The organism is Streptomyces griseoviridis, from assembly GCF_005222485.1.
In the GTDB taxonomy this organism is placed as follows: Bacteria; Actinomycetota; Actinomycetes; order Streptomycetales; family Streptomycetaceae; genus Streptomyces; species Streptomyces hintoniae.
Genome location: NZ_CP029078.1, coordinates 2,168,639 through 2,189,322, shown reverse-complemented (window position 1 = coordinate 2,189,322; position 20,684 = coordinate 2,168,639). Strand labels below are relative to the sequence as shown.

At 73.1% G+C, this 20,684-nt stretch carries 21 protein-coding genes; 11 read left to right on the top strand and 10 right to left on the bottom strand.

Translation table 11 applies throughout. The annotated features are described in order from the left end of the window. The first annotated feature begins 59 nt into the window (after positions 1-59). Complete coding sequence (locus DDJ31_RS08765; protein WP_127180847.1) at positions 60-863, top strand: enoyl-CoA hydratase/isomerase family protein; 804 nt, start codon at positions 60-62, stop codon at positions 861-863. Positions 864-903: 40 nt separating this feature from the next. On the opposite strand, the gene DDJ31_RS08760 is transcribed toward DDJ31_RS08765, so the two are convergent. Beyond that, a complete protein-coding gene (locus DDJ31_RS08760; RefSeq protein WP_127180848.1) occupies positions 904-1,632 on the bottom strand; it encodes a nucleopolyhedrovirus P10 family protein in 729 nt (242 codons plus the stop codon). A gap of 86 nt (positions 1,633-1,718) precedes the next feature. Here DDJ31_RS08760 and DDJ31_RS08755 point away from each other — a divergent pair, with 86 nt between their 5' ends. The 5 genes from DDJ31_RS08755 to amaP are packed head-to-tail and all read left to right on the top strand — an operon-like array spanning position 1,719 to position 4,041. Further along, the gene (locus DDJ31_RS08755; RefSeq protein WP_127180849.1) at positions 1,719-2,198 is read left to right on the top strand and encodes an Asp23/Gls24 family envelope stress response protein; all 480 of its coding nucleotides are present in this window, start codon (positions 1,719-1,721) and stop codon (positions 2,196-2,198) included. A gap of 32 nt (positions 2,199-2,230) precedes the next feature. Next, positions 2,231-2,416 carry a hypothetical protein gene (locus DDJ31_RS08750; RefSeq protein ID WP_127180850.1) on the top strand — a complete coding sequence of 62 codons (186 nt, stop codon included), beginning with the start codon at positions 2,231-2,233 and terminating at the stop codon, positions 2,414-2,416. Next, on the top strand, positions 2,413-2,796 hold the full coding sequence (locus DDJ31_RS08745) for an Asp23/Gls24 family envelope stress response protein (RefSeq protein WP_127180851.1): 384 nt from the start codon (positions 2,413-2,415) through the stop codon (positions 2,794-2,796). The genes DDJ31_RS08750 and DDJ31_RS08745 overlap by 4 nt, the downstream gene beginning before the upstream one ends. Then, entirely contained in the window at positions 2,793-3,446 is a 654-nt protein-coding gene (locus tag DDJ31_RS08740) for a DUF6286 domain-containing protein (RefSeq protein ID WP_127180852.1), read from the top strand. Before DDJ31_RS08745 ends, DDJ31_RS08740 begins: the two co-directional genes overlap by 4 nt. A 7-nt stretch (positions 3,447-3,453) precedes the next feature. Then, positions 3,454-4,041, top strand: a complete 588-nt coding sequence (gene amaP, locus DDJ31_RS08735; protein ID WP_127180853.1) for an alkaline shock response membrane anchor protein AmaP — start codon at positions 3,454-3,456, stop codon at positions 4,039-4,041. 13 nt (positions 4,042-4,054) lie between these two features. On the opposite strand, the gene DDJ31_RS08730 is transcribed toward amaP, so the two are convergent. The 4 genes from DDJ31_RS08730 to DDJ31_RS08715 form a co-directional block, all read right to left on the bottom strand. Beyond that, entirely contained in the window at positions 4,055-4,810 is a 756-nt protein-coding gene (locus tag DDJ31_RS08730; RefSeq protein WP_127180854.1) for an SDR family oxidoreductase, read from the bottom strand. An 18-nt stretch (positions 4,811-4,828) separates the two neighbouring features. Next, entirely contained in the window at positions 4,829-6,616 is a 1,788-nt protein-coding gene (locus DDJ31_RS08725) for a glycoside hydrolase family 15 protein (RefSeq protein WP_127180855.1), read from the bottom strand. A gap of 153 nt (positions 6,617-6,769) precedes the next feature. Continuing rightward, the gene (locus DDJ31_RS08720) at positions 6,770-7,564 is read right to left on the bottom strand and encodes an SURF1 family cytochrome oxidase biogenesis protein (RefSeq protein ID WP_240678252.1); all 795 of its coding nucleotides are present in this window, start codon (positions 7,562-7,564) and stop codon (positions 6,770-6,772) included. A 42-nt stretch (positions 7,565-7,606) separates the two neighbouring features. Further along, positions 7,607-8,611 carry a DEDDh family exonuclease gene (locus DDJ31_RS08715; protein ID WP_127180857.1) on the bottom strand — a complete coding sequence of 335 codons (1,005 nt, stop codon included), beginning with the start codon at positions 8,609-8,611 and terminating at the stop codon, positions 7,607-7,609. A gap of 173 nt (positions 8,612-8,784) precedes the next feature. Here DDJ31_RS08715 and DDJ31_RS08710 point away from each other — a divergent pair, with 173 nt between their 5' ends. Together DDJ31_RS08710 and DDJ31_RS08705 are read left to right on the top strand one after the other, a co-directional pair. Continuing rightward, positions 8,785-9,498, top strand: coding sequence for a VIT1/CCC1 transporter family protein (locus DDJ31_RS08710; protein ID WP_127180858.1), 714 nt, complete (start codon positions 8,785-8,787; stop codon positions 9,496-9,498). Between the two features lie 223 nt (positions 9,499-9,721). Continuing rightward, positions 9,722-10,768 (top strand): zinc-dependent alcohol dehydrogenase family protein, encoded by a 1,047-nt coding sequence (locus DDJ31_RS08705; protein ID WP_127180859.1) that lies wholly within the window; start codon positions 9,722-9,724, stop codon positions 10,766-10,768. 50 nt (positions 10,769-10,818) lie between these two features. Here the strand turns inward: DDJ31_RS08705 and DDJ31_RS08700 are convergent, their stop codons facing one another. The 4 genes from DDJ31_RS08700 to DDJ31_RS08685 form a co-directional block, all read right to left on the bottom strand. Beyond that, positions 10,819-11,829: a CopD family protein gene (locus DDJ31_RS08700; RefSeq protein WP_164785017.1), complete on the bottom strand. Its 1,011-nt coding sequence runs from the start codon at positions 11,827-11,829 to the stop codon at positions 10,819-10,821. Positions 11,830-11,946: 117 nt separating this feature from the next. Next, positions 11,947-13,527, bottom strand: coding sequence for a CoA transferase (locus DDJ31_RS08695; protein WP_127180861.1), 1,581 nt, complete (start codon positions 13,525-13,527; stop codon positions 11,947-11,949). Positions 13,528-13,733: 206 nt separating this feature from the next. Next, positions 13,734-15,254: a S8 family peptidase gene (locus DDJ31_RS08690; protein WP_127180862.1), complete on the bottom strand. Its 1,521-nt coding sequence runs from the start codon at positions 15,252-15,254 to the stop codon at positions 13,734-13,736. 206 nt (positions 15,255-15,460) lie between these two features. Next, positions 15,461-16,987 (bottom strand): S8 family peptidase, encoded by a 1,527-nt coding sequence (locus DDJ31_RS08685; protein WP_127180863.1) that lies wholly within the window; start codon positions 16,985-16,987, stop codon positions 15,461-15,463. A 258-nt stretch (positions 16,988-17,245) separates the two neighbouring features. Between DDJ31_RS08685 and DDJ31_RS08680 the strand changes: the two genes are divergently transcribed. The 3 genes from DDJ31_RS08680 to moaA all read left to right on the top strand — a co-directional run bounded on the left by DDJ31_RS08680 (position 17,246) and on the right by moaA (position 20,371). Further along, on the top strand, positions 17,246-17,602 hold the full coding sequence (locus DDJ31_RS08680) for a DUF485 domain-containing protein (protein WP_127180864.1): 357 nt from the start codon (positions 17,246-17,248) through the stop codon (positions 17,600-17,602). Further along, complete coding sequence (locus DDJ31_RS08675; RefSeq protein ID WP_127180865.1) at positions 17,599-19,221, top strand: solute symporter family protein; 1,623 nt, start codon at positions 17,599-17,601, stop codon at positions 19,219-19,221. Before DDJ31_RS08680 ends, DDJ31_RS08675 begins: the two co-directional genes overlap by 4 nt. Positions 19,222-19,381: 160 nt before the next feature. Continuing rightward, complete coding sequence (gene moaA / locus DDJ31_RS08670; protein WP_216626891.1) at positions 19,382-20,371, top strand: GTP 3',8-cyclase MoaA; 990 nt, start codon at positions 19,382-19,384, stop codon at positions 20,369-20,371. Here moaA and DDJ31_RS08665 read toward each other — a convergent pair whose 3' ends face one another. Beyond that, positions 20,372-20,590, bottom strand: coding sequence for a hypothetical protein (locus DDJ31_RS08665; RefSeq protein WP_127180867.1), 219 nt, complete (start codon positions 20,588-20,590; stop codon positions 20,372-20,374). It lies immediately after the preceding gene. Between the last annotated feature and the right edge of the window lie 94 nt (positions 20,591-20,684).

The window sequence follows — 20,684 nt, the reverse complement described above, 5'->3', positions numbered from 1 at the left end:
GTGGTTACTGTGCAGTCACTTAGCTTGCTCTGCTGACCGCACGCATCGGAGGCAACCCCATGGCTTCGCCCGCCCAGGACCTCGGTCCGGTACTCGACAAGGACGGCGTACGGCTCACCGTGGACGACGCGATCGCCACGGTGACGCTGGCCGCCCCGGAGAAGCGCAACGCACAGAGCCCCGCCATGTGGCGGGCCCTCACCGAGACCGGCCGGCTCCTCCCGGGGTCGGTCCGCGTGGTCGTGCTGCGCGGCGAGGGCCGGTCCTTCTCCGCCGGCCTCGACCGGCAGATGTTCACACCGGAGGGCATCGAGGGCGAGCCCACCTTCATCGATCTCGCCCGCAGCAGCGACGGCGACCTCGACGCGGCCATCGCCGCCTTCCAGGAGGCGTTCACCTGGTGGCGGCGGAGCGACCTCGTCTCCATCGCCGCCGTGCAGGGCCATGCCATCGGCGCGGGCTTCCAGCTCGCCCTCGCCTGTGACCTGCGCGTCGTCACCGACGACGTGCAGTTCGCCATGCGCGAGACCAGCCTCGGCCTGGTCCCCGACCTCACCGGCACCCACCCGCTGGTGGGCCTGGTCGGCTACGCCCGCGCGCTGGAGATCTGCGCGACCGGCCGCTACGTCGGCGCCGAGGAGGCCGTCACCACCGGCCTCGCCAACCTCGCCGTCCCCGCCGCCCAGCTCGACGCGACCGTCCAGGACCTCGCCACGGCCCTGCTGTCGGCACCCCGTGACGCCCTCATCGAGACGAAGGCCCTGCTCCAGGGCGCGGCCGAGCGCGGCTACGACGAGCAGCGCGCCGCCGAACGCGCCGCCCAGGCCCGCAGGCTGCGGGACCTCGCCGGCCTCGGCGACTGACCGCGAGGACCGCGAGGACCGCGGGACCGGGCCGGGCGGCTCAGCCCACCGACGTCACCAGGACCGCCACCGTGGGGTGGTCGGGCAGCGCGGCGGCCACCGCCGCGCGGACCTGGCGGGCCACCTCCACGGCCCGGTGGTCCGCCGTCACCGTGATCTCCACGCGCGCGTGCCGGCCCGCGAGCGCCCCGCCACCGGACCCGGCGCCGCCGGTGGCCTGCCGCTCCTCGATCCGCACCCCCTGATCCAGACTCCGCGTCACCGCCGCCACCCCGGGCACCGACTCGGCCGCCCGCGCCGCCTTGTTCTCGTCGGCGTCACCCGACCGGTCCATCCGGGGCGGAGCGGGCGGATCGGCGGGCGCCGGGTTGGGCTCCTCGTCCAGCAGGGCCGTCACCCGCAGATCAACCGCCGCCAGCCGCAGCCCGAGCCGGGACGCCGCCGCGCCCGCCAGCGCCGCCCGCAGCCGCTCGGCGGCCGCGGGCAGCGGCTGCGCGGCCGTCGCGGTGAACTCCGCCGTCAGCGCCAGCGGACCGGGCCGCAGCCCGCTCGGCGGCGCCGGGACGACGGGTTCCGGCGCCCCCTCCTCGTCCGCGAGCGCCAGCCGCAGCCGACCGAGCCGCACCCCCCGCACCTCCCCGGCCGCCCGCCGCAGCACCGCCTCCGCCGCCGCCTCCGAGATCCACGCGCCGTCGCGCGCCCCGCCCAGCGGCAGCAGCCTGCCGAGCCCCAACTGCTCCCGTACCGCACGTGTCCAGTCTGCCGTCATTGCCCCAGCCTGCCGTATCCCTGGCGCGCGGTGCGCGAACCGCGCATACGGTGGTAAAAGGACGACGACCGAAGGGACGTACGGTCATGACCGACACCTCGGAGCAGAACCGGAACCAGAGCCCGGACAGCGCCCAGGAAACCTCCGCCCGCAGGCCCACCCGGCGTGGCGGCGGCGGCGCGGGCACCCGCGGGCGCACCACCATCGCCGACGGCGTGGTCGAGAAGATCGCCGGCCTCGCGGCCCGCGACGTCTTCGGCGTGCACGCCATGGGAAGCGGCATGAGCCGCACCTTCGGCGCCGTCAGGGACCGCGTCCCCGGCAACACCAAGTCCGTGTCGCGCGGCGTCAAGGCCGAGGTCGGCGAGGTGCAGACCGCGCTCGACCTGGAGATCGTCGTCGACTACGGCGTCTCCATCGCCGACGTCGCCAGGGACGTGCGCGAGAACGTCGTCGCGGCCGTCGAGCGGATGACCGGCCTCGAGGTCGTGGAGGTCAACATCGCGGTGAGCGACGTGAAGCTCCCCGACGAGGAGGACGACGAACCCGAACCCCGGATCCAGTGAGCTGACCGGACCGACGAGCGAAGGAACACCGCATGAACATGGCCCTGGCCGGCATGATCGCCGGTATGGCGCTGGGCTTCGCCGGATACTTCGGCGGATTCGGCGCGTTTGTGCTGGTGGCCGCGTTGGGCGCCATCGGTTTCGTGGTCGGCCGGTTCCTCCAGGGAGACCTGGAACTGGGCGACTTCTTCCGCACGCGTGACGACCGCCGCCGATGACCGCCGTGACCGAGGACCCGGAAGGACCGGACGCCACCCCGCCCGTCGTACCGGCGGGCGAACGCGGCGCCGACCGGATCGCCGACCGGGTGGTCGCCAAGATCGCCGGACAGGCGGCGGGGGAGGCGATCGGACCGACGGCCCCCGACACCGTGCCCCCGCACGCCACCGTGGCCGTCCACCAGCACACCGCCCGCATCCACGTCCACCTCGAACTCGACTACCCGTGCGACATCGGCGCCCGCTGCGCCCAGGTGCGTCGACAGGTGACCGAGCGGGTAGGCGCGTTGGTGGGCATGGACGTTCCGGAGGTGGCCGTCCACGTGGAGCGGCTGCACCTGACCCCGACGCACGGCGTGGCACAGGGGAGGACGCGATGAGTGAGCCCCAGGGCTCGGAAGGCACCACCCAACGGCTGCCGGTCGTCGAACGGGCGCCCGGCAGCACACCCGCACCGTCCCCGCCGGTCTTCGACGGCGCCCGCGCGAGCGAACGCCGCTTCTGGTCGACCCGCCGGGTCCCGGCCGGCATCGTCGCCCTGCTGCTCCTCGGCGCCGCGGGCCTGCTGCTCTACGACGTCGCCGCCGTCCGCGCCGACCGGCCCGCCATGAGCTGGCGCCGCCAGCTCGCCGACCAGCTCGCCCGCCGCCCCCTGGACGACACCTGGGTACTGGTCGGCGCCGGGATCACCGCCGCCCTCGGCCTCTGGCTGATCGCGCTGGCCCTCACCCCCGGGCTGCGCGCCGTGCTGCCGATGCGGGCCCTGCACCCCGACATCCACGCCGGACTGCACCGGGACGCCGCCGCCCTGGTGCTGCGCGACCGCGCGATGGAGGTGTCCGGCGTCCAGTCGGCACGGGTGCGCACCACCCGCGCCCGCGCCGACGTCCGCGCCGTCTCCCACTTCCGTGAACTGGACGACGTCCGCGCCGACCTGGAGCACGTCCTCGCCGAGGCGGTCGCCGGGCTCGGCCTGGCCAGGCCGCCCGCGCTCAAGGTGCGGGTACGCAGGCCGGGGAAGAACGGATGACGAAGGGATGAGGAACGTGCTCAGAGGCGTCAACCGGATCCTGCTCGCCCTCGTCGGGCTGATCCTGCTGGTGGCGGGCGGCTCCGTGCTCGCCGTCGGACTCGGCGCGAACCCGCCGTCCTGGTGGGTCTACGGCAGCCGCCACGACGTGCTCCTCAGCCACGCCCAGCGCACCCGCTGGCGGGCCGACGGCTGGTGGTGGCCGACCGTCATCGCGGTGCTCGCCGTCCTGGTGCTGCTCGCCCTGTGGTGGCTGGCCGCCGTGCTGCGCCGCAGGCGCCTCGCCGAGGTCCTGGTCGACACCCGCGACGGCGAGGGCGCCCGGCTGCGCGGCGGCGCCCTGGAGGACGTGTTCGCCGACCAGACGTCCCGGCTCGACGGCGTCGCCCGAGCCCGCGTCCGGCTGCGCGGCAGCCGCGGCGCGCCCGCCGCCCGGCTGCGGCTGCTGCTCGAACCGCACGTGGACCCGGGGACCACCCTCCAGGACATCGCCACCGGGCCCCTCGCCCGCGCCCGCGACTCCGCGGGGCTCGCCGAGCTGCCGACGGAGATCCGCGTCAGAGCCGTCAAGCACCGCGCGGAACGCGTGAGTTGAGCCGCCCGCCGGCTCAGAAGCCGTGCCGCACACCGCCGTCGACGGGCACCATGATCCCCGTCAGGTAGGAGGCGGCGGGCGACAGCAGGAAGGCCGCCACCCGGCCGAACTCTTCCGGGGTGCCGTAACGGCGCAGCGGAATGCGCGACTCGTTGGCGATCCGGGTGGCCGCCGGGTCGGCCGACATCCCGTCCAGCTCCCGCACCCGGTCCGTGTCGATCCGGGCGGGCAGCACCCCGACCACCCGGATGCCGCGCGGCCCCAGCTCGTCCGCGAGGGACTTCGCGAACCCGGCGAGGCCGGGCCGCAGCCCGTTCGACAGGGTCAGCCCGGCGATCGGCTCGTGCACCGACCCCGACAGCACGAACCCGATCACACCCCCGTCCCGCAGCTCGGCCGCCGCGCCCCGCGCCATCCGCACCGCGCCGAGGAACACCGACTCGAACGCCGCCCGCCACTGCTCGTCGGTGAGATCGGCGACGAACCCGGCGGGCGGGCCCCCCACGCTCACCAGGACGCCGTCGAAGCGCCCGAAGTGCTCGCGGGCGGCGGCGATCAGCCGGGGCGCCGCGTCGGCGTCCGCGTTGTCGACGGCCACCCCCACCGCGTCCGGGCCCAGTTCGGCCGCCGCCTCCGCGACCCGCCGCTCGTCACGCCCCGTGACGATCACCTTCGCGCCGTCCGCCAGCAGCTCCCGCGCGGTGGCGTTGCCGAGGCCGCGGGTGGCCCCGGTGACGATGTACACCCGATCCTTCAGTCCAAGATCCATGGGGTCCATCCTGCCCCGTCAGTCGGGCTGGTCGTCCCAGAACAGCGCGAGGGCGGTGTTGACCAGGCCGATGTGGCTGAAGGCCTGCGGGAAGTTGCCGAGCAGACTGCCCGTCACCGGGTCGTACTCCTCGGACAGCAGCCCCACGTCGTTGGTGAGCCCCACCAGCCGTTCGAACAGCTCCCTGGCCTCCTCGGTGCGGCCGGTCAGATGCAGCGCGTCCGCGAGCCAGAACGAGCAGACCAGGAACGCGCCCTCGTCGCCCGGCAGCCCGTCGACGTCCGTCTTCCCCGCGCTGTAGCGCAGCACGAGCCCGTCGTGGTCCAGCTCGGCACGGATCGCGTCGACGGTGCCGACCACCCGCGGATCGTCGGGCGGCAGGAAACCGACGCGCGGGATGAGCAGCAGCGACGCGTCGAGTTCGGGGGAGCCGTAGGACTGGGTGAACGTGTTGCGCTCCGGGTCGTAGCCCTTCTCGCACACCTCCCGGTGGACCTCGTCGCGCATCGCCCGCCAGCCGTCGAGGTCGCCCTCCAGCTCGGGGTTCTCCTCCATGGTGCGCACCGCGCGGTCGACCGCCACCCACACCATCACCTTGGAGTGCACGAAGTGCCGACGCCCGCCGCGCACCTCCCACAGCCCCTCGTCCGGCTCCCGCCAGGCCGTGCGCAGGAAGTCCATCAGCGCGCACTGGAGCGCCCAGATGTGCGGCCTGCTGGTCAGCCCCGCGTGCCGGGCCAGCCACAGCGAGTCCATCACCTCGCCGTACACGTCGAGCTGCACCTGGTCGACGGCGCCGTTGCCGATCCGGACCGGCGCCGAGCCCGCGAACCCCGACAACCACGGCAGTTCGAACTCGGGCAGCCTCCGCTCGCCCGCCAGGCCGTACATGATCTGGAGGTCGGCCGGGTCGCCCGCGACCGCGCGCAGCAGCCAGTTCCGCCAGGCCTCCGCCTCCTCCAGATAGCCCGCCTTGAGGAGGGCGCCCAGGGTGAGGGTGGAGTCGCGCAGCCAGCAGTAGCGGTAGTCCCAGTTGCGGACCCCGCCCAGCTGCTCGGGCAGCGAGGTGGTGGCGGCGGCGACGATGCCGCCGGTGGGCGCGTAGGTCAGCGCCTTCAGGGTGATCAGGGAGCGCAGCACGGTGTCCCGGTGCGGGCCGTCGTAGCGGCACCGCGCGGACCAGGCCTGCCAGTCGGCGACGCTGGCGCGCAGCGCCTCGTCGGGGTCCACTATCCGCGGGCGCGGCTCGTGCGAGGGGTGCCAGGTCAGCACGAACGCGACCCGCTCGCCCTCCTCGACGGTGAACTCCGAGTGGGTGCCGAAGTCCTTGCCCCAGGTGCGCACGGCGGGCTCGGTGCGCAGCCACACCGAGTCGGGTCCCGCGACGGCCACCCGGTGGCCGTCCGACTTGCGCATCCACGGCATGATCGAGCCGTAGTCGAAGCGCAGCCGCAGGGTGCTGCGCACGGTTACCTTGCCGCGGACGCCCTCGACGATCCGGATCAGGTCGGGCGCGGTGTCGCGCTGCGGCATCAGGTCGGTGACCCGGACCGCCCCCTCGTCGGTCTCCCACTCGGTGTCGAGCACGAGGGTGCCCGGCCGGTAGGCCCGCCGGGTGCAGGGGCCGTGTGCGCCCTTGGGCGCGATTCTCCAGTGGCCGTTCTCCTCGTCCCCCAGGAGCCTGGAGAAGCAGGCCGCCGAGTCGAAGCGTGGCAGGCAGAGCCAGTCCACGGAACCGTCCCTGCCGACCAGGGCTGCCGTCTGTTCGTCGCCGATGACGGCGTAATCCTCGATGCGCTGGTGCACGGGGTCCGGTTTCCCGCCAGACGGGTGTGGCAATCAGGGGAGGGGGCCGGGTGGGTTAGGAACCGGTGAGAGATCCGTTACACCCGAGCCGGTGCGCCGAGACACCGCGCGCGCGGGACCGGGACACCGCGCGCGCGGTGTGCCGGGGAGGGGTCAGACAGCGGCCGGTTCGGGCTCGGCCGGCTTCTCCTCGGTGGCCGCCGCCTCCGCGCGGTCGCGGAGCTCCCGGCGCACCAGGACCCACCAGCCGACGGGCACCGCGGCGGCGAACAGCCACCACTGGATCATGTACGCGTAGTTCAGCGGGGCGTCTTCCCTGCCCGGGTCGGAGATCTGCTCAGGGGTGCCGCCCTCGGGCTCGGGAGCCGTCTGCTGGACGTAACCGCCGAGCACCTCGGCGTGCAGCCGACGGGCCTGCTCGGCGCTGTCGATCAGCATGATCTGCCGGTCGGGCAGGCCGGTGACGTTCTTGATGCCGCTGGCCTCGGTCGTCTCGTCGGCCATCAGCCGCCCGGTGACGGTGGTACGGCCCGCGGGCGCCGCGGGGATCTTCGGGAACGCCGTCTGCGAGCCGTTCGCCGGGATCCAGCCGCGGTTGACGAGCACGACCTTGCCGTCCGCCAGCCGGAACGGGGTGAGGACGTGGTAGCCGACCTCGTCGTCGGAGTTGACCCGGCGGCGCACGACGACCTCCTGGTCGCTCTCGAAGGTGCCCGTCGCGGTGACCGTGCGGTACTTGTCCTTCGAGGTGACGGCGTGCCCGGGGGAGGTGAGCCGCTCCACCGGGACCGGATCGGCGTGCAGCGCGTCGGAGACCCGCTGGTTGCGGGCGGTGCGCAGCTCGTACCGGCTCTGCTGCCAGAAGCCCAGCTCGATCATCGTCGGGATCAGCGCGAGCGCGACGACGGTGAGGATCACCCACTGGCGGGTCAACAGGAAGCGGTACACACCCTGACGGTACAACTCGGCCCGTCGGGGTCCGAGCGCGGGTCACTCGTCGGCCGGGGCCACGTCCCTCAGCAGCTGCCCGAAGGCCGCCTCGTCGACCACCGGGGTGCCGAACTGGCGGGCCTTGACGACCTTCGAGGTGCCGGAGTCCGGGTCGTTCGTCACCAGCAGGCTGGTCAGCCGGGACAGGCTCGTCGCCACATGCAGACCGGCCTCGGCCGCGCGGTCCTCCAGCAGCTCACGCTCGACCGAGGTGTCCCCCGAGAACGCCACCCGCATGCCCTGTTTGAGCGGTTTGCCGTCCTCGTAGCGGCCCGGGTTGGGATGCGGGCACACCGGCCTCTTGCGCGCGGGCCGCCAACTCGACGGCCGGTAGCTCCCGTAGCCGCCCGCCTGCCCCGGGCCCGCCTGCCGGCCGATCTGCGGCGCCGGCCGGTCCGCCCACTCCGTCAGCGGCCGGCACTCGTGCAGCGGCAGCCTGACCCCGCCCGCCGCCGCCGCGCGCAGGCTCGGCCGGAACGCCTCCGCCAGCACGCGCGCGTCGTCCAGCGCGTGGTGCGCGCGCTGCTGGACCACCCCGAAGTGCGCGGCCAGCGACTCCAGTTTGTGGTTGGGCAGCGGCAGCGCCAGCTCCTTGGCGAGCGCGATGGTGCACAGCCGCTGCCGCACGGGGGCCTCGGCGCGCGCCCGCGCGTACTCCCGGGCGATCATCTGCCAGTCGAAGACCGCGTTGTGCGCGACCAGCACCCGGTCCGCGAGCCGGGCCGCGAACTCCTCGGCGACCTCCTCGAAGAGGGGCGCGTCCGCCAGCACGTCACTGGTCAGACCGTGGATCCACACCGGCCCGGGATCGCGCTGCGGGTTGACCGTCGTGTACCAGTGGTCCTCGACCTCACCGCGCGCGTCGAGCCGGTAGACCGCCGCCGAGATGATCCGGTCGTCGCGGGCCAGGCCCGTGGTCTCGACGTCGACGACCGCGTATCCCTGCGGATACGCGGCCGGCCACGGAACGGGGGCGGACGCTGCGGTCGTGAGGTCTTCGAGCATGGTCCCCGAGGATACGGGCCACGACTGACACCCCGTTCCCCGAGGGTCGGTCAGCGCCCGTGCGGACACGGCCCGTTCGAACGCGGGATGGACCACTCGTTCGTCCGTGCGGGCGCGGTGCGCGGAATGCGTCGGTGAGGAGCGCGCGACCGCCCAGGTGCCATCCTCCCGATGTGACCGAACCAACCCACGAAGGCGAAGCCCACGGCGGCGCCCTCGGCTCCCGGCTCAACTGGCTGCGCGCCGCCGTGCTCGGGGCCAACGACGGCATCGTCTCCACGGCCGGACTCGTCGTCGGCGTCGCCGGAGCCACCGACGACCGCGCGGCCCTGCTGACGGCGGGACTCGCCGGGCTGCTCGCCGGATCGATGTCGATGGCCGCGGGCGAGTACGTCTCCGTCTCCACCCAGCGCGACTCCGAACTCGCCGCCCTCGCCGCCGAGAAGCGCGAACTGCGCGAGCAGCCCGACGCCGAACTGGAGGAGCTGACCGAGATGCTCCAGAACCGCGGGCTGTCCCGGGAGGTCGCCCACGAGGCGGCCGTCCAGCTCACCGAACGCGACGCCCTGAAGGCGCACGCGAGCGTCGAGCTGGGCATCGACCCCGACCGGCTCACCAACCCCTGGCACGCGGCCTGGGCGAGCTTCCTCGCGTTCACCGCGGGCGCGCTGCTGCCGCTGCTCGCGATCGTGCTGCCGCCGGCCGGCTGGCGGCTGCTCGTCACCGTCGTCTGCGTCCTGGCGGCCCTGACCCTCACCGGCTGGAGCAGCGCCGGGCTGGGCGGCGCGGGCCCGCGCCGGGCGATCCTGCGCAACGTGCTCGGCGGCGCCCTGGCGATGGGCGTCACCTACGCGGCGGGGACGCTCCTGGGGGTGGCCGGGGTGTGACCCGCCACCCGGGGGCGCCCGGCCCGACCCGTCCCACGCCCCCGCGCGACGGGTGCCCGAGGCGGCGTACGGTGAGACGCGCGCCCCTCACGGACGCCCGCACCACCCGCCCCTGACCCGGGCGGAGGCCCGCGGCGCCCCCGCCCCACCGGGCGGACGCCCGCACCACCCCGCCCGCACCGGGCGGACGCACACCGCACCACCGCACCAGAAGGACCCCGTCATGCGCGCCACCACCATCCACGCCCCCTTCGACCTGCGCGTGGAGGACGTTCCCGAACCCGTGGTGCAACTGCCCACCGACGCCGTGGTGCGGGTGCTGCGCGCCTGCGTCTGCGGCAGCGACCTGTGGGCCTACCGCGGCGAGTCCGCGCGCACGCCGGGGCAGCGGATCGGCCACGAGTTCCTCGGCACCGTCGAGGAGACCGGCTCCGAGGTGGGGTCGCTGCGCCGCGGCGACCTGGTCGTCGCGCCCTTCGTCTGGTCCGACGGCAGCTGCGCCTACTGCCGTGAGGGGCTCACCACCTCCTGCACGCACGGCGGCTTCTGGGGCTCGGTCGGCTACGACGGCGGCCAGGGCGAGGCCGTACGCGTCCCGTTCGCCGACGCCACGCTGGTCAAGCTGCCCAAGGAGGCCGCCTCCGACGACCGGCTGCTGGCCGCGCTGCTGACCCTCTCCGACGTCCTCGGCACCGGCCACCACGCCGCCCTCGGCGCGGGCGTGCGCCCCGGCGCCACGGTCGCGGTCGTCGGGGACGGCGCCGTCGGCCTCTGCGCGGTCCTCGCCGCCAAGCGGCTCGGCGCCGAACGGATCATCGCCCTCGGCCGCCACCAGGTCCGCACCGACCTCGCCCGCCGGTTCGGCGCCACCGACGTCGTCGCCGAACGCGGGGAGGCCGCCGTGGCCGCCGTCCGCGAACTCACCCGCGGACAGGGCGCGCACGCCGTCGTCGAGGCGGTCGGCACCGAGCAGTCCATGCGCACCGCCGTGCACATCACCCGCGACGGCGGCGCCATCGGCTTCGTCGGCGTCCCGCACGGCAGCGGCACAGGACTCGACCTGAGCGTCCTGTTCGACCGGAACATCGCGCTGCGCGGCGGGGTCGCCCCGGTGCGCACCTACATCCCCGAGCTGCTGCCCGACATCCTGGACGGCACCGTCGACCCGTCGCCGGTCTTCGACCTGACCGTGGACTTGGAGGACGTCCCGGCCGGCTACCGGGCGATGGACGAACGCACCGCCTTGAAGGTGCTCGTCACCAACGGTTGAGCGGAATCAATGGTTGAGCGGATCAACGGTTGGTCAGGGATGACGGCCGGTCACGACCAGCGGATCGGCAGCGGCAGCGCCGTCAGCAGTCCCGACACCGCGACCACCGCCCCCAGCGCCACCACCTCGGCCCGCGCGGGGGAGCAGGCGGTCAGCGGGTCGGCCGCCCGGCGCAGCCGCGTCCGCGCCCACAGGGCGAGCAGTCCGACCGCGACCACCAGGAGCACCTTGGCGAGCAGCACCCGCCCGTACGCCGTCTCCGTCAACTGGTCGAGGACGGTGTCGGCGGGCATCCGGCGCAGCGAACTGCACACCCCGGTCGCGGTGATCGCGGCGAGCAGGACAACCGCCACGCGCGCGTAGCGGCCGAGCAGCGCCGGGCCCGCGGGGACGGCACCCCAGTGCCGCAGGACGCGCAGCGCGTGCAGCAGGCCGCCCGTCCACAGCGCCGCGCAGATCAGATGCACCAGGGTGAGCCCCGAACCGAGCAGCGGCGTGTGCTCGGTCGTCGGATGCGCGCGCAGGGCCTCCGCGACGACCACCGCGGCCAGCGGCCACAGCTGGGTCGCCGGCCGGCCGGAACGGGCGCACAGGGCCGCCAGCAGGAAGGCGTTCACCTCGACGAGCGCCAGCCTGCCGTCCCGCGAGTCGTAGAGGCCGCCGACGTCGATCGCGGCCACGCTGTGCGGCACCAGGTTGCCGGTGGCCACGACGGACGCGAGTCCGAGGGCGGCGAGGAGACCGGCGCAGGCCGCGAGCGCTGACCAGCTGCGGGGGCGGCCGGGTGCGGCGCCCGGCACCCGTCGGGCCAGCCGGTCCACGAACAACTCGCCCAACGGGACCGAAAGCGCCGCGAACAGCACCGTCCGCAGCAGGCCGATGCCCGCGACCCCGGGGGCCGCCGCCTCGCCGGTCCCCTCCAGCGCGGCGGCCGGGCCGAGCGTCGGTATCAGCGCGCCGAGCGCGACGAGCACGAGGACGGCGACGGTCCTGCCGGTCGCCCGGCGGGATATCGGACCGCTCGGGCCGGCCACCTCGGGCGGGGGTCTCATCAAGGTCACCTCACGATCTTCACCGGCCTTCACGGAAGCGGGCAACCGAAGGAGAACAACCGGCGGTAGGGCGACCCGTCGGCGGGTGGCTCTCCGGCCACCCGCGTCCGCCCTCGCTCCCGCCGCTCACCTCCAGCGCGCCGGGTCCGTACCCCAGCGGGTCGGCGGCCCGGCCCAGTCCTTCGGGCCGTTCGCGAAGGACAGCGGGGGCAGCGCGTACCGGAGACGGCCGCAGGGGCTGTCCCGTTCGGTGAGCCAGGGGTCGGGGGAGCCGTACGGTCCGCCCGGAACCGCGCTCCGGTCAACGTCAACGTCACCGTTGCCGCGCCGGTCACCTTCGCCGGCCCTGGGGACTTCGCGATCTCTGGGTACTTCATGCAGCAGCCACTCGGCCGTCCGGGCGAGGGACAGGCGCACGTAGCGGCTCGCGCCGTCGTCCGCGCGCTCGGTGAGCGCCCGCAGGACGGCCGCCGCCAGCAGATACCCGGTGCCGTGGTCCAGGGCCTGCGCGGGCAGCGCGCCGGGACGCTCGGCCGACCCTTCGGCCACCGCGATCCCGGTGGCCACCTGGACGAGGCTGTCGAAGCCCCGCCGTTCGCGCCAGGGACCGTGGGCGCCCCACGCCGACAGCTGCGCCACGACCACCCCGGGCCGCCGCTCCGCCAGCGCCTCGGGCGACAGGCCGAACCGGTCGAGGGCGCCCGGCCGGTATCCGGTGACGACGACGTCCGCCGACCCGAGCAGTTCTTCGAACGTCCGCCCGTCCACGGCCAGATCGAGCCGCGTCGAGCGCTTCCCGAACCCGGTGTCGAGATGCTGGACGGGCAGTTCGGGCAGGTGCGGGGCGTCCACCCGCAGCACGTCCGCACCCAGCAGGGCGAGGGTGCGGGTGGCGACGGGGCCCGCGATCACCCTTGTCAGGTCCAGGACGCGGAGACCGGCGGCGGGCAGCAGGGGACCGGCGGCGCCGGTGCGGGGCGTGAGGGGCGAGACGGGTGCGAGGGGTGCGAAGGGCCTTAGGGGTGTGAGGGGCCGTCCCGGCGGCGCGTCCAGCGTGCCGCGCTCCACCAGGGGCAGCCGGCGCACCTCGGCGCCCTGCGGGTGCGCGGCCCACTCCTCGGGGGTGCGCAGCGCGACGGCCAGGCCCCCGGCCGCGTACACCGCGTCCTCCGCCTCGACCGAGGTGCGCTCGGCGAGCGCGGCGGCGACGGCGTCGACCTCGTACCGGACGGCCCGCTCCCGGACGGCCCGCTCCCGGACGGCCCGCTCCCGGGCGTCCATGGCCCCGGCGTCCACGTCCCCGGCTCCCGGGCCCCCGCCTCCCGTCACCTCCAGCGCGGTCAGCAACCGCTCCCGGTGGTGCGGGTAGTTCGCGTGCGTGCGCACCCAGCCGTCGGCCGTCCGCCAGAACCGGGACAGCGGGGCGAATCCGGCCGACGCCCGCCCGTCCACCCGGAGATGGCGTTCGCTGACGAACGCCGTCGCCACCGCCCCGTCGTCCACCCGCACGGCCGGCACCTCGGCGGCCCCGGTGCGCCGCGCTCCCAGTTCGGCGGCGGCCAGCGCGCACCCGGCCACGCACGCGCGTGCCGTCTCCCGCACCGGGAGCCGTGCGTCGAGCACGTCGCGGCGCACCTCGTCCACGACGCGCGCGACCAGCTCCGGAGCACCGCCCAACGCCGACCACGCCACATTGATCCCAGTCATGATTCCACTATGTAGTATTGATCCAATCAACCTTCGGAGATCAACCCTTGATCAGTCCTTGCCTGTGCAGTCCTTGATCGAGGGCCGGACCTTGGTTGACGGCCGGACACGCGCGGCCCGCGCGGACACGCGGAAGGGCCGGACAGGCGTCCCCCGCCTGTCCGGCCCTCCTCACGCGCGCGTGGCGGCCGATCCGGCCTCCCCGGCTACTTCGTCACGGCGTCCAGCGCGTCCGCGACGCCCCAGCCGTAGAAGCTGTTGTAGTTCTTCGGGCCCTTGCAGACCGCGTCGACCTTGCCGTCACCGTTGATGTCGTACGGGTTGGTGCACGCGGTGGCGTCGGCCTCCGCGTACAGCAGCCCCTTCACCAGCGCGGGCGAGGCGTGCGGGTGGGTCGACTTGATCAACGCGGCCACCGCGGCGACGTGCGGCGACGCCATCGACGTACCGGCCATGTAGCCCCACTTGCCGCCGGGCAGCGTGCCCAGGATCAGGCCGCTGGTGGCCGGCGGGGCCGGAGTCTGGTAGGCGGTCGAGTCGCCACCGGGCGCGGCGATGTCGATGACGCCGAGGCCGTGGTTGGAGAAGGACGACTTCAGGCCCTTGGCGCCGGTCGACGCGACCGTCACCACACCCGGCAGCTGGGTCGGTATGTCGTAGCACTTGGACGGGTCGACGACCCGGTCCGAGGGCGTGCCGTCGTTGGGCGACGCCGGGTCGGTGATCTCGTCGGAGGCGAGGTCGTAGTTCTCGTTGCCGGCCGCCGCGACATTGACGGTGCCCTTGCGCTCCGCGTACCGGGTGGCCCGGGTGATGGCGTCGACGAGCGCCTTCTGGTCCGGGTCGTTCTTGCAGTTGAAGTACCAGGGGTCGGTGTAATAGCTGTTGTTCGTGACGTCGACGCCGTGCTCGGCCGCCCACACGAAGCCGCAGACCACGGCCTCCGTGTAGAAGTACCCCTCGGTCGTGGAGACCTTGATGCCGGCCACCTTCACGCCGGGCGCGACGCCGGTCATGCCGACGCCGTTCTTGGCGGCGGCGATCTCACCGGCCACGTGCGTGCCGTGCGGGCTCTCCGCGGCGCTCGGCCGCCAGGCGCCGTCCGCCGTGTCGGGCTTGCCGGTGACGCAGTTGACCGACGCCTTGCGGTCGAAGTTGGGCGCGAGGTCGGGGTGGGTGTCGTCGACGCCGGTGTCGATGACGGCGACGGTCACCTTCGAGCTGCCGAGCGACTTCTCGTGCGCCTTGTCCGCCTTGATGGCGGGCAGGTCCCACTGCAGCGGCTCCAGCGGGTCCTGCCCAGCGGCGGCGGCCTGGACGTTCTTCAGCTCCTCGGCGGTGAGCGCCTTCGGGGTGCCCACGTCGGTCGTCGACTGGGCGGGCAGCGGCGCGTTGCGGGTGTTGCCCGCGGACGCGACCCCGCGCACCGTCCGGACGGTCTTCGCGAAGTCGGGGTTCGACGAGTGGACGACGATCACGCCGATCTGGGTGTACGACGTCACGATCGTGCCGCCGGCCCGCTCGATCGCCTTCTTCACCGACGCCGCGGGCGCCTTTCCGGGAGCGACGTTGACGACGTAGCTGAGGGCGGGACCGTCGTACGCGACGGGTGCCGCGGCCGGGGCGGCCGAGGCCGTGACGTTCGGCAGGAAGGCGAAAGCCGTCGCCAGGGCCGTACCGAGCGGGAACACGATCGCGCGGCGCAGACGGGGGTGAGGCGCTGTCATGTGTCGATGTCTCCAGTTTCGTTCGCGGAACGAGCGATGGGTGCGGTGCGGGTCACTCAGGTGACGCGGATGACGCGGATGACGCGCGTGACACGGATGGCACGGCGCGGCGGTCGATGAGAGGAAGGCGGGCGATCCGGAGGAAACGGATCATAAGGGCGGTGCGGGAGCCCTCGCAGAACGGTGGCGCCCGGGACGGTACGGGGCTACTTCACCGCGCGCAGCGCGTTGACGACACCGGATCCGTAGAAGCCGTTGACCCGCTTGCCGCCCACGCAGACGGCGTCCACCACACCGTCGCCGTCCCCGTCGTACGGGTCGGCCGGGCAGCCCGGGTTGTCCGCCTGCGCCTTCAGGAGCGCCTGGAGCTGGGCCGGGGTGGCACGCGGGTGCGTCGACTTCAGCAGCGCGGCGACGCCCGCGACGTGCGGTGCGGCCATCGAGGTGCCCTGGAGGAAGCCGTACTGGTTGTTCGGCAGCGTGGACAGGATGCGGCCGTTCAGCGACGGGGTGTCCGGGATCTGGTACTTGTCGCCGCCGGGCGCCGCCACGTCGACCACGCCCGCGCCGTAGCTGGAGTAGTACGACTTGGTGCCCTTGACGCCGGTGGCGCTGACCGTGACCACGCCCGGCAGCTGGGTCGGCACGTCGAAGCACCGGTGCGGGTCGATCGTGCGGTCCACGGGGGTCGAGTCGTCGGGGCTCGAGTCGTCGAGGAGGGCGTCCGCGTCGAGGTCGTCGTTGGAGTTGCCCGCGGAGGCCACATTGAGCGTGCCCTTGCGTTGCGCGTACAGCTGGGCCCTATTGACCGAATCAACAATGGCGCGCTGATCGGGGTCGTCAAGGCAGTTGTACAGCCATGGATCAACGTAGTAGCTGTTGTTCGTGACCTCGACCCCGTGGTCGGCGGCGAACACGAACGCGCAGACCACGCTCTCCGGGAAGAACAGCGAGTTCTCGTCCGGCTGGGCCACGGTGATGCTCGCGACCTTCACGCCCGGCGCGACACCGGCGACGCCGACGCCGTTGCGGGCCGCCGCGATCTCGCCCGCCACATGCGTGCCGTGGTAGTGGTCCGCGTCCACCGGACGCCAGGCACCGTAGGTGGTGTCCGCCTTGCCGCTCGCGCAGTTCGCCGACTGGGAGGCGGAGAAGTTGGGCGCGAGGTCGGGGTGGGTGTCGTCGACGCCGGTGTCGATCACGGCGACGGTCACCTTCCGGCTGCCCGGATCGATCCGGGCGGCCTTGTCGGCGCCGATCGCCCGCAGGTCCCACTGGTCGGCCTCCAGGGGCTCCTGGCCCTTGGCCGAGGAGCCCGCGAGCCGCGCCGCCTGGGCCGTGGACAGCACCTGCACGGAGCCCTCGTCCGTGGTGGCCGCCGCCGTCACCGCCGAGGTGCGTGAGGCGCCCGCCGACTGCACCCCGCGCACCGCGCGTATCAGGCGTCCGAAGTCGGGGCTCGCGGAGTGCGCGACGATCACGCCGATCTTCTCGTACGCCACCACGACGGAACCGCCGGCCGCGTTGATCGCCTTCTTGACGGACGTGACCGTCGAGGCGTCGGGACGGGTGTTGACGAGGTACGCGTAGGTCTCCGTGCCGGCCGTCCTGGCGGCCGGCTCCGGATTCGGAGCGGCCTGCGCCGCCGCGGGCAGGAAGCCAAGCGAGGCGGTCAGGGAGAGCACGACCGGCACGGCGAGGGCGAGCCGGCGTCTGGAACGCAGATGAGCCATGGGGTCTCCACATCATCCGGGTACGGGACAGCCCCCGGCACACAGGTGCTGCCCAGGGCAGGTACATGACGAACACTGCAGGTCGAAGCTATCTCCCCAACTCCCTGGCCAGCAATGACCTTTCGACGGTGACCTGGAAACGGCAAAGGGAGTTGAAAGGGAGTTGAACCTGCCTCCGTGCCCCGCCGTGCCCTTGAGCAGGGAGCACGACCCCACCCGTCCGCTGTCGCAAAAGCATCCGCAACGCGAGGAGACTCCGTGGCCACCGAGACACCGCCACCGTCGAAGACACCCAATCAACTCCCGCCGACCGAGGAGTTCGTCGCGGTGCAGGAGAGCGCGGAGTTCGTCGAACTGCGCGGCTCGTACCGAGGCTTCGCCTTCCCGCTGACGGTCGCCTTCATCGTCTGGTACCTGCTGTACGTCCTGCTGTCGAACTACGCGGGCGACTTCATGGGCACCAAGCTGTTCGGCAACATCAACGTCGCACTCGCCCTGGGACTCGCCCAGTTCCTCACCACGTTCCTCATCGCGTGGTGGTACGCGCGGCACGCCGCCACGACGTTCGACCCCAAGGCCGAAGCCATCAAGTCCCGCATGGAGGACGGCGCATGAGCCCCGCGATCACCCTCGCCGCGAGCGGCGCGGCCAGCGAGCACCGGACGCTGATCGTCACCCTCTTCGCGGTGTTCGTCGCCGCGACCCTCGTCATCACCGTCTGGGCCGGCCGGCAGACCAAGGACGCCGCCGACTTCTACGCCGGCGGACGCCAGTTCACCGGCTTCCAGAACGGCCTCGCCGTCTCGGGCGACTACATGTCCGCCGCGTCCTTCCTCGGCATCGCGGGCGCCATCGCCCTCTTCGGCTACGATGGCTTCCTGTACTCCATCGGCTTCCTGGTGGCCTGGCTGGTCGCGCTGCTCCTGGTCGCCGAACCCCTGCGCAACTCCGGCCGCTACACCATGGGTGACGTGCTCGCCTACCGGATGCGCCAGCGCCCGGTGCGCACCGCTGCGGGCGCCTCCACCATCGTCGTCTCGATCTTCTACCTGCTCGCGCAGATGGCGGGCGCCGGCGTGCTCGTCTCGCTGCTGCTCGGCATCACCAGCGACGGCGGCAAGATCGGCATCGTCGCCCTGGTCGGCCTCCTGATGATCGTGTACGTCACCATCGGCGGCATGAAGGGCACCACCTGGGTCCAGATGGTCAAGGCCGTCCTGCTGATCGCCGGCGCCCTGCTGCTGACCTTCCTGGTCCTGCTGAAGTTCCACTTCAACGTCTCCGACCTGCTCGGCTCGGCCGCCGCCAACAGCGGCAAGGGCTCGGCCTTCCTGGAGCCCGGCCTGAAGTACGGCGCCACCGGCACCACCAAACTGGACTTCATCTCGCTCGGCATCGCCCTGGTCCTGGGCACCGCCGGCCTGCCGCACATCCTGATCCGCTTTTACACGGTCCCCACGGCCAAGGCCGCCCGCAAGTCCGTGATCTGGGCGATCGGCCTGATCGGCGCCTTCTACCTGATGACGCTGGCCCTCGGCTTCGGCGCCGCCGCGCTGATCAAGCCCGACGAGATCATCGCCTCCAACAAGGCGGGCAACACCGCCGCGCCGCTGCTCGCCCTGCACCTCGGCGGCACCGACTCCAACTGGGGCGCGATCCTGCTCGCCACCATCTCCGCGGTCGCCTTCGCCACCATCCTGGCCGTCGTGGCGGGCCTGACCCTGGCGTCGTCCTCGTCGTTCGCGCACGACATCTACGCGAACGTCATCAAGAAGGGCACCGCGAGCGAGAAGCAGGAGATCGGCGCCGCCCGCTGGGCGACCGTCGGCGTCGGCGCCGTCTCCATCGTGCTCGGCGCCCTCGCCCGCGACCTGAACGTCGCGGGACTGGTCGCCCTCGCCTTCGCGGTCGCCGCCTCCGCCAACCTGCCGACGCTGCTCTACAGCCTCTTCTGGAAGCGGTTCACCACCTCGGGCGCCCTCTGGTCGATCTACGGCGGCCTGGTCACCGCCGTCGGCCTGGTGCTGTTCTCGCCGGTCGTCTCGGGCAAGCCCACCTCGATGTTCCCCGACGTCGACTTCCACTGGTTCCCGCTGGAGAACCCCGGCATCATCTCGATCCCGGTCGGCTTCCTGCTCGGCATCCTCGGCACCTACCTCTCCAAGGAGGAGCCCGACGCGGCCAAGTACGCGGAGCTGGAGGTCAGGTCCCTGACCGGCACGGGCGCCCACTGACCGGCACCCGCTGAGCGCCCCCTGGACCCGGCCGCGTCGTAGCTCCCTACGACGCGGCCGTGCCGTTCCTCGTGGGATCGGGCCCTGTCGCTGTCACAGGGGTCGCGTAGGCTCGCAGGTGACGGAGAACGACAGGTCCGCGCGAGGAAGGGGGGCACACGTGCTCATCGACACCTACGGCCGGGTCGCCACCGACCTTCGGGTCTCGCTGACCGACCGGTGCAATCTGCGGTGCACCTACTGCATGCCCGAAGAGGGCCTGAGCTGGCTGGCCAAGCCCGATCTGCTCACCGACGACGAGATCGTCCGCCTCATCGACATCGCCGTCACCTCCCTGGGCATCGAGGAGGTCCGCTTCACCGGCGGCGAACCCCTGCTGCGGCCCGGCCTGGTCGGCATCGTCGAGCGGGTCGCCGCGCTCACCCCGCGCCCCCGGATGTCCCTGACGACCAACGGCATCGGCCTCAAGCGCACCGCGACGGCCCTCAAGGCGGCCGGCCTCGACCGCGTCAACGTCTCCCTCGACACCCTGCGGCCCGCCGTCTTCAAGGCCCTCACCCGCCGCGACCGCCTGCGGGACGTCCTCGAAGGACTCGCCGCCGCCCATGACGCGGGACTCACCCCGGTCAAGGTGAACTCCGTCCTGATGCCCGGACTGAACGACGACGAAGCCCCCGACCTCCTCGCCTGGGCCCTGGAGCACGGCTACGAACTGCGCTTCATCGAACAGATGCCGCTCGACGCCCAGCACGGCTGGAAGCGCGACGGCATGGTCACCGCCGACGACATCCTGGCCGCCCTGCGCACCCGCTTCGAGCTGACCCCCGAGGGCTCCGACGCCCGCGGCTCCGCCCCCGCCGAACGCTGGCGGGTCGACGGCGGCCCCCAGCGCGTCGGCGTCATCGCCTCCGTGACCCGCCCGTTCTGCGCGGCCTGCGACCGCACCCGCCTCACCGCCGACGGCCAGATACGCACCTGCCTCTTCGCCCGCGAGGAGACCGACCTCCGTGCCGCCCTGCGCTCGGGCGCCCCCACCGAGGAGATAGCCGACATCTGGCGCACCGCCATGTGGGGAAAGAAGGCCGGTTCCGGACTGGACGACCCGACGTTCCTCCAACCCGACCGCCCGATGTCGGCGATCGGCGGCTGACTACTCGCCCGCCCGCGCTTCCCACTCACTCAGCGCCACGACGTCCTTGAGGAAGCCCCGCACGCCCAGGAACTGCGACAGATGCTCCCGGTGCTCCTCGCAGGCCAGCCACGTCTTGCGGCGGTCAGGGGTGTGCAGCTTCGGGTTGTTCCAGGCCAGGACCCACACGGCGGCGGCACGGCAGCCCTTGGCGGAACAGATCGGGGTCTCGTCACTCACAGGGATCGTCTCGCAGAGAGGGGGGTGAACACGGCTGAACGGCCGCCACACAAGGCGACGCCGAGCAGCCACGGGGGGAGCTGCCCGGCGTCGG